Source organism: Streptomyces sp. 8K308 (assembly GCF_004348315.1).
Classification (GTDB): Bacteria; Actinomycetota; Actinomycetes; order Streptomycetales; family Streptomycetaceae; genus Streptomyces.
Map to the genome: position 1 here is coordinate 1 of NZ_SMKC01000410.1, position 5,738 is coordinate 5,738.

The 5,738-nt window shown below is 72.0% G+C and carries 5 protein-coding genes; 2 read left to right on the forward strand and 3 right to left on the reverse strand.

Annotation, left to right across the window (positions count from 1 at the left end; genetic code table 11):
- Positions 1–135 precede the first annotated feature (135 nt).
- The 3 genes from E1265_RS32705 to E1265_RS32715 form a co-directional block, all read right to left on the reverse strand.
- Complete coding sequence (locus E1265_RS32705; RefSeq protein WP_132934586.1) at positions 136–1,065, reverse strand: ABC transporter permease; 930 nt, start codon at positions 1,063–1,065, stop codon at positions 136–138.
- Between the two features lie 2 nt (positions 1,066–1,067).
- A complete protein-coding gene (locus E1265_RS32710; RefSeq protein WP_132934587.1) occupies positions 1,068–2,681 on the reverse strand; it encodes an ABC transporter substrate-binding protein in 1,614 nt (537 codons plus the stop codon).
- 117 nt (positions 2,682–2,798) lie between these two features.
- The gene (locus E1265_RS32715) at positions 2,799–3,728 is read right to left on the reverse strand and encodes a LysR family transcriptional regulator (RefSeq protein ID WP_132934588.1); all 930 of its coding nucleotides are present in this window, start codon (positions 3,726–3,728) and stop codon (positions 2,799–2,801) included.
- 126 nt (positions 3,729–3,854) lie between these two features.
- Between E1265_RS32715 and kdgD the strand changes: the two genes are divergently transcribed.
- Together kdgD and E1265_RS32725 are read left to right on the forward strand one after the other, a co-directional pair.
- Positions 3,855–4,775 (forward strand): 5-dehydro-4-deoxyglucarate dehydratase, encoded by a 921-nt coding sequence (kdgD, locus tag E1265_RS32720; RefSeq protein ID WP_132934589.1) that lies wholly within the window; start codon positions 3,855–3,857, stop codon positions 4,773–4,775.
- Positions 4,772–5,731: a 2-hydroxyacid dehydrogenase gene (locus E1265_RS32725; protein WP_243741276.1), complete on the forward strand. Its 960-nt coding sequence runs from the start codon at positions 4,772–4,774 to the stop codon at positions 5,729–5,731. Before kdgD ends, E1265_RS32725 begins: the two co-directional genes overlap by 4 nt.
- The last annotated feature ends 7 nt before the right edge of the window (positions 5,732–5,738 follow it).

Genomic DNA, 5,738 nt, shown 5'->3' on the forward strand with positions numbered 1-5,738 from the left:
GCGCCGGTCGCGGGCTTCGCGGTGGTGGTCATCGTGGCTCCTTTGCTCACAGCGTTCGCCCGTTCGCTTCTCCGTCCGAGCGGCGATTCGGTCTCCCGGTCGACATCCGCGGCCCGGTGGCCGCTCGTGCGTCGCTCACGACGTGACCGGCTGGCGGACGCGGGCGTCGATCAGCGCGTGCGCGACGTCGACGACGATGTTCAGGGCGAAGATCGTCACGGCCGTCAGCAGGACGGCGGCCTGGAGGACGGCGAAGTCCCGCTGGAGGATGGAGTCGATCATCAGCTTGCCGATGCCGGGCCAGCCGAAGATCGTCTCGACCACCACGGCGCCGTTGACCAGACCGATGGTGAGGTCGCCGGCGACGGTCAGGACCGGGGTGGTCGCGTTGCGCAGGGCGTGCCCGAACACGACGCGCCGCTCGCTCGCGCCCTTGCTGCGGGCGACCTTGACGTAGGGCGCGGAGAGTGCGGCGACCATGCTGCCGCGCACCACCTGCACCAGCACGCCGAAGGGGCGGATCAGCAGGGTGGCGATGGGCAGCACCCACACCTCGGGGCCGCCGAGTACGCCGGAGGTCGGCAGCCACTCCAGGCTCACGCCGAACACCAGGACGCCGACGATGGCGAACCAGAAGTCGGGGATGCTGGCGGCGGTCATGGCCAGCAGGCTGGAGAAGCGGTCGACCGGCGAGTTGGGCCGGTAGGCCGCGACGCTGCCGACCAGGACGGCGCCGAGGACCGCGATCAGCATGGTGACGGCGGCGAGTTGCAGGGTCGCGGGGAACGCGGTCAGCACCATGTCGGCGGCGGACTGGCCGGTGCGCAGCGACTCGCCGAAGTCGAGTCGGACGATCTGCCCCAGGTAGTCCCAGAGCTGGCCCGGTATCGACTGGTCGAAGCCGTTGGCGGCGGCGAACTCGGCGCGCTGCTCCGCGGTGGCGCTCAGCGGCAGGTACAGGTCGACGGGGTCGCCGGCGAGCCGGGCGAGGCAGAACACGCCGAGCACCACGAAGACCAGTGGGATGGCGCTGGAGATGACGCGGTTGCGCAGGAAGACGGTCATCGTCAGCCCTCGTCTCCGGCTCGGGCGTCGCCGGCGGGCCGCACCTCGGCCAGCCGCATCTCGTCGCCGGTGGCGGGATCGGGCTCGTACTCGACCGTGGGGGCGAGTCCGAGGAGCCCGCGCATGTGGGCGAGGTAGGCGTACTGGGCGACCGTCTCGTCCTGGTAGGAGAGGACGTCGGCGAAGGCGTCCTGTCGGTCAGGTCCCGAGCGGGCGTCGGCCTCGGCGATCCGCCGGTCGAGGTCGGGGGTGCCGAAGGTGGACTGCGGTCCCTCGCTGAGCAGGTACTGGCTGGCGGTGAACGCCGCGTCGCCGGCCTGGTTGCCGTGCATGATGAGGAGCGCGATGGGCCCGGCGTCCTCGGGGAAGGGGCGCAGCTGGTACTGGAGGTGCGCCGCGGTGTCGGTCATGCGGATCCTTACGTTCAGACCGATCTCCGCCAGCTCGTACTGGAGGGCCTCGGCGGTCTCGGCGACCCGCGGGAACTGGCTGTTGCGGGCGATGAGGGTGATGCGCCGGTCGACGGGAACGCCGTCGGCGGCCGCCTCCTCGACCAGGGCGCGGGCGGCCTCCGGGTCGTAGGGGGTGGGGCTGAGCTCGTCGTTGAAGCCGACCACGCCGCTCGGCACCAGTTGGGCCGCAGGGTCCGCCTCACCGTCGAAGAGGGTGTCGACGATGCCGTCCCGGTCGATGGCCAGGGAGATGGCCCGGCGGACCCGGATGTCGTCCAGCGGGGCCTCGGTGCCGTCGAGGCGCAGGGCCGTCGTCTCGTTGTTGGGGTACGGGACCGAGTTCCCCTCGGTGGCGTCCTCGGGGTCGATGGCGGTCGCGATGTCGGCCTCGCCCCGCTCGATCATGGCGGCCCGGACGCTGGACTCGGAGCGCCAGACGTAGCGTGCGGTGGCGTAGGCGGGCGCCTCGCCCCAGTACTCCTCGTTGCGGCGCAGGGTGATGGAGACGCCGGTCTGCCAGGCGGCGACGGCGTAGGGGCCGGTGCCCACGGGTTCGCGGACCTTGGCCTCGGTGCTCGTGGTGCGAGGGACGATCTCCACGAAGCTGAGCCGCAGCGGCAGGATCGGGTCGGCCTCGCCCGTGGTGACGGTGAGTCGGGTGTCGCTGGTGGCCGTGGCCTCCAACTCCATGTCGCCGAAGACGTAGCCGTCGACGTTGCAGGCCAGGTCCGAGTTGACCGCCCGGTCGATGGTGAAGGCGGCGTCCTCGGCCGTGAAGGGCTCGCCGTTTTGGAAGGTGACGCCGTCACGGATGTCGAAGGTCCAGGTGGTGGGGTCCTCCTGGGACTGCTCCCAGCCGGTGGCGAGCAGCGGCAGCAGCTCGCCGGTCGTGGGGTCGCGTTCGACGAGCGGCTCGGTGATGTTGGAGCGGACGACAACGCCGGTCGAGGTCAGCGACGACTCGCAGGGCTCGAGCGTCGGTGGTTCCTGGCCGAGCACGATGCGCAGGGTGTCGCCATCCGCGCTGCCCGCGTCGCCCCCGCCGCCGCTGTTCGCCACGGCGCACGCGCTGGTCAGCAGCAGCGTGGTCGAGACGACGGCGGCGAGCGCCGCGCGGGCCCGGCCCGGGGAAGGGGTGGGAGGTACGGCAGACTTCCTCGTCATCGTCTCTCCGGAGAGCTTTAGTGGTACCGCCGGGGACGCGCGATCCGCGCGGGCGAGTCACTCAACTACCCACGCTTGTCTATAAATGCGTCCGACGTCTGCATGTGTAGACGCACGCTAGGGCTGCGCCCCGAGGCCGTCAAGACTTCGGTCAGCACCTGACGCCGTCAGACGGAGCACCGCGTCGAGCGCCGGGTTGGCGTGATCGGTCCGCCACACACAGTGAGTCTCCACGACGTCCGGGCTGACCCCGTCGACCTCCGTGAACGCCAGGTTGGGCAGCCGCAGCCGCGCCGCCGTCCTGGGCACCAGGCCCACACCGAGGCCGGCGTTGACCAGCGCCAGCAGGCTGTGCACCTGAGCGACCCGCTGGACGTAGCTCGGCTCGACCCTGGCCTGCCGGAAGACGCTGATCACCAGCTCGTGCAGGTAGCGACTGACTACCGGGTGGTAGGTGATGACCCCGTGCCGCTCGATGTCGGCCAGCGACGGCGGGCGGCCGAGTTCGGCCAACGGGTGGCCGCGCGGGCAGGCGAGCAGCAGGCTCTCGGTGTGCACCCGCCGGGCGCCCAGCACGTCGGACGACGGCACCCCACGGACCAGGCCGATGTCGACGCCGCCCGCGAGCAGTGCGTCCAGCTGGTCCCCGGTCACCATCTCGACCAGGCTCAGTTCCACCCTGGGCAGCTGGCCGGTGATGGTCCGCAGCCAGGGGCCGAGCACGGCCAGCGCGGCCATCGCGGTGAAGCTGATGGTCAGGGAGCCGACCTCGCCGCGGGCGGCGTTACGGGCCGCCGCGGGGGCGGCGTCCGACAGCTTGAGGATCCGCCGCGCCTCGGTCAGGAACGCCCGCCCGGCCGCGGTCAGCAGCACGGCGCGTGGCGTGCGGACCAGCAGCTCGACGTCCAGGGCACGCTCCAGCTTCTGCACCTGCCGGCTCAGCGGGGGCTGGGTGATCCGCAGCCGGTCGGCGGCCCGCCCGAAGTGGCCTTCCTCGGCCACCGCGACGAAGCCACGCAGCTGCTCGAGCGTGAACTGGGCCGGCATCGGAACCTCACAGTGGACGGGGGCGGTATGCCTTCAAGGTATCGGTGAATGCCTTATTGGTGTTAGACAGGTATCACTGCTGACCATACGCTCCGGGCAGCTTCCCCCGAACCCGGAGCGGACACCATGACCACGTTCAGCCCTGAGACCCTGCGGTCCACCCTCGGCACGGGCCTGTTGTGCTTCCCCGTCACCCACGCCCAACCGGACCTCACCTTCGACGAGGACGCCTACCGCGAGCACGTGGCGTGGCAGTCGGCGTTCCCGGCCTCCGGCGTGTTCGCGGCGGGCGGTACCGGCGAGTTCTTCTCGCTCACCCCGGACGAGGTGGGCCGGGTGGTCAGGGCCGCCGTCGCCTCGGTGTCGGACGACAAGCCGGTGATCGCGCCGGCCGGCTACGGCACGGCGCAGGCCGTCGCGATGGCCAGGGACGCCGAGGCCGCCGGCGCCTCCGGCGTCTTCCTGCTGCCGCCCTATCTCACCGAGCTCTCCCAGGAGGGCCTGGTCGCCCACGTCAGGGCGGTGTGCGCGGCGACCGGGCTCGGCGTGATCGTCTACCACCGTGCCAACGCCGCCTTCGGCTTCGACGCCGTCGAGGAGCTGACCGACAGCTGCCCGAACCTGATCGGCTTCAAGGACGGCATCGGCGACGTCGACCTGATGACCCGCGTCCACGCCCGCCTCGACGGGCGGCTGCTGTCCATCGGCGGCCTGCCGACCGCCGAGACCTACGCGCTGCCCTACCTGGAGATGGGCGTCACCACCTACTCCTCGGCCATCTTCAACTTCCTCCCCGAGTTCGCGCTCGACTTCTACGCGGCCGTCCGCGCCCGCGACGCCGAGACCGTCTACCGCAAGCTCAACGAGTTCGTCCTCCCCTACCTGACCATCAGGAACCGCAGGGCCGGATACGCCGTGTCCATCGTCAAGGCGGGCCTGGCGGCGGTCGGCCGCGACGCCGGACCGGTCAGGCCCCCGCTCACCGACCTCACCACGGCGGAACGCGACGACCTGCGGACGCTGGTCGACAAGGTCCTGGCGGCGTGAGCACCCCCGAGCCGCCGTCCGGCACGGTCCTCCAGATCTGCCCGCTGCTCGCCTCCCTCGACGAGGCTCTCGCGAGCCGGCACCGCGCGGTGCGGCTCAGCGACCAGCCGGATTCCGACGCCTTCCTCGCCGAGCGCGGCGGCGAGGTGGTCGCGGCCGTGACCACCGCCAGGATCGGCGTGTCCAACGTGCTGATGGACGTGCTCCCCCGGCTCGGGGCCATCGTCCACTTCGGCGTCGGCTACGAGACCACCGACGTGGTCCGGGCGCGAGCCCGCGGCATCGACGTCAGCAACACCCCCGACGTGCTGACCGACTGCGTCGCCGACCTGGCCGTGGGCGCCGTGATCGGCGTGATGCGCCGGCTCGCCGAGGCCGACCGCTATGTGCGCGGCGGCTCCTGGGAGTCAGGCGCCTTCCCGCTGGCCACCAGGGTCAGCGGCAAGCGGATCGGCATCCTCGGGCTCGGCCGGATCGGCCGCGCCATCGCGCGCCGCCTGGCCGGCTTCGACGCCGAGCTCGGCTACCACTCGCGGCGCCGCGTGGCCGACGTGACCTACCGCTACGCCGAGTCCGCGCTCGAACTCGCGGCCTGGGCCGACGTCCTGGTGGTGGCGACCGCCGGCGGCGCGGCGACCAGCGGGCTGGTCTCCGCCGAGGTGCTCGCCGCCCTGGGCCCCGACGGCTACCTGGTCAACGTCGCGCGCGGCTCCGTGGTCGACGAGCCGGCGCTGGTCGCCGCCCTACTCGAACGCCGGATCGCGGGCGCCGCCCTCGACGTCTTCGCCGACGAACCCCGGGTCCCCGCGCCCCTCCGCGACCTCGACAACGTCCTGCTCCTCCCCCACATCGCGAGCGCCACCCACGAGACCCGCGAGGCCATGGGCGACCTCGCCTACCGCAACCTCGACCACTACATGACCACCGGGCGCCTGCTCACCCCCGTGCCGCTGTGAGCGCGTA